General features: G+C 49.7%; 4 protein-coding genes. 1 reads left to right on the forward strand and 3 read right to left on the reverse strand.

Features of this window, described 5'->3' with window-relative positions; genetic code table 11:
• Together AB5062_RS22505 and AB5062_RS22510 are read right to left on the reverse strand one after the other, a co-directional pair.
• Nucleotides 1-258 (reverse strand): hypothetical protein (locus AB5062_RS22505; RefSeq protein ID WP_368331276.1); only part of this gene is annotated, 258 nt, incomplete at its 3' end.
• Nucleotides 259-289: 31 nt separating this feature from the next.
• Nucleotides 290-850, reverse strand: a complete 561-nt coding sequence (locus AB5062_RS22510) for a sigma-70 family RNA polymerase sigma factor (protein ID WP_227187325.1) — start codon at nt 848-850, stop codon at nt 290-292.
• 320 nt (nt 851-1,170) lie between these two features.
• Between AB5062_RS22510 and AB5062_RS22515 the strand changes: the two genes are divergently transcribed.
• Nucleotides 1,171-1,434: a hypothetical protein gene (locus AB5062_RS22515; protein ID WP_226766765.1), complete on the forward strand. Its 264-nt coding sequence runs from the start codon at nt 1,171-1,173 to the stop codon at nt 1,432-1,434.
• Between the two features lie 123 nt (nt 1,435-1,557).
• On the opposite strand, the gene AB5062_RS22520 is transcribed toward AB5062_RS22515, so the two are convergent.
• Nucleotides 1,558-2,361 (reverse strand): KilA-N domain-containing protein, encoded by an 804-nt coding sequence (locus tag AB5062_RS22520; protein WP_004320828.1) that lies wholly within the window; start codon nt 2,359-2,361, stop codon nt 1,558-1,560.
• Nucleotides 2,362-2,420: the final 59 nt, after the last annotated feature.

Here is a 2,420-nt window from a genome sequence, read left to right on the forward strand (position 1 = left end):
CCCCGCCGAGAACCTTGCGCATCTTTTATCCTTCCAGACAATGAACCCCTCGCTGTCATCGGCCCGGCAGATGTACCAGTCATCCGTCTCGTCGTCGTGGGCGAAGTTCACCCGTCCGCCACCGAGGATTCCCAATTCGATTGACATCGTCTTTGACAGATAGACGGTCCCCCTGCTGTCAAGGTTGATGGTCCGCTTTCCCTTGTATGTGACTTCCTGCGGACGGGAGTTTTCCCTGTTGTATACTATCAGTGCCATAACTTTCTTACTTTTCCGTTAAACAATTTTTTCAATACATGAAGCTTTCCACCGCCAGCATCTGACTTCTCCATGCGAAACCGCTGTGGGTACGTACCGCGTCCACTATCCTGCATACTTTCTGCGATATGGCCGATGCCGAGATACCCATGCATTCCGCCAGTGCCTTGAACGAGAACTGCGCCTCATAGAACCTGAGCATGAACATCCGGTACTCCTCGTAGGAGAACTTCTGCCTTACGAAACTCAGTATGTCTCTTACCAGCCGCTCGCACCCGTTCAGGTCGTCCTCGGAAAGGAATTTTGCCTCTTCGCCACATCGGAGGAAGAAATCATCTTCAGGGTGTGCATACCGATTCTCCCTTTTAATCTTTACCAGGGCCGCCTTTTTGTAGCATCCGATGAAATACGCGTCATAGTCCGTTATGTCCTTTCCGGGAACCAGCACCTGCCTTCTTACAAAAAGGTAGGTGTCATGGAAATTGTCCTCGTCCAGCATTCCGTACCGGCGTAACGTCCCTCTCAACCTGTCATAGGATGCAGTGAACCACTCGTTGAACAGTCTTTCCTTTTCTGCGCTCTTGTCTGCCATAGCTTTATATTTTTTTGAGTTATACATGGCCTACACGGGTAGGCATTCTTATTTCTTGTGCTTCCTCCAGTTTGTTTTTCGGCGGTCTCCGGCAAGGCTTGCCGTGAAAAAATACGCTCACGCGAAGCGTGAGGAAGATTTTTTCACGTGCAACCAGCCCGAAGGGCCGCCTTGCGGGACCGGCCTGAAAAACAACTATTTTTGCCGCAAGAAATGAGGATGACGGATTCCTTCTGTCTATTGCCTGTCCGGTGAGAATCTAAAATACCATGCAGCTTTTCTGTCTTCGGCATACTTGGAGAAATATTCAAGGATATGGAATGAGAACGGCAATACGTGATATTGCAGAAGGAGCGGAAATGGGATTGGAAACAGGAAGCATGTCCGGGCTTTCATGCGGTTTATACGGCAGTGTTGATTTTGGGGAGGATTACAGGGAAGTGACAGGAAGGTTAGCCGTTCCGGAGAAATTGTATGTGTACGTTTGTTCCTTCTGGAATACGGAGTCTTTTAAAATCATGGAAGACCTCATTCGGGAATGTGTTCCGAACAATACCCCGCCACGGAACGGTTATGACACTTGATATCAGGCTGTAAGCCGTTCCGTAGCTTCAGTATCCCATATCCCATGCATGAATGTGGATCAGGCGGCATTTCACCTCCTTGCCCCGTTTACGGACATGCCGATGCGTTGCCTGCCGGAATTCTCATTCAAGCAGTTTTCGTCCGCCATCATCTTCCAACACACGCATTTGCTGGATGGCTATCCGGTTCAGTCTCACGAGCCGTTCGCCTTGCGGTATGCCCTGGTCTATGAATACGGCGTTCAGGTTTTCCATATTGGAGAGGCAGATCAGTTCATTGATGGAGGCATAGTCACGGATATTGCCCTTCAGACCGGGATTCTGCTCACGCCACATCCTGGCGGTCATCCCGAACATGGCCACGTTGAGCACGTCCGCCTCTTCCGCATAGATGACGCCGGCCTGTGCGGGGGTGACTTCCACCGGTATCAGGTTCTGCCTGATGGCATCGGTATGTATGCGGTAGTTGATCTTTGACAGTTCCCGTTTCGCACTCCAGCCGAGCTGGGCCTGCTCCTCCTCTTTCAACCGCTGGAACTCTTTCAGCAGGTACAGCTTGAATTGAGGGGATACCCACGTGGCGAACTCGAACGCGATATCCTTGTGTGCGTAAGTCCCTCCATAGCGTCCGGCCTTGGCGATGATACCTTTGGAATTGGTCTTTTCCACCCATTGTTTGACGGAAAGGATGAAACGGTTCAACCCGGCCTCGTTTTTAATTCCCTCGAATTCGGGGGAATTAAAATCCGGATTGTACATCTCCTCCCATATGCCCAGAAACTCGACGGTATTCTTGTTACGCAACCACTTTTCAATAAGGGCGGGACCGTTTTCCATATTGCGGACCATGTCGGTCAGGGAGATATAATCCTTGTCATTGTACGTGATGACTGTCACTTCTGTATTTTGGACTTTAATTTTAGCCATGTTCTTTTAACGGTTATTCGGTTATTATTGGTTCGATGTACAAATGTACGGTGTATTTT

Origin of the sequence: Phocaeicola sp. RTP21359st1_B8_RTP21360_211022 (genome assembly GCF_040911965.1) — a bacterium.
GTDB classification, from domain to species: Bacteria; Bacteroidota; Bacteroidia; order Bacteroidales; family Bacteroidaceae; genus Phocaeicola; species Phocaeicola vulgatus.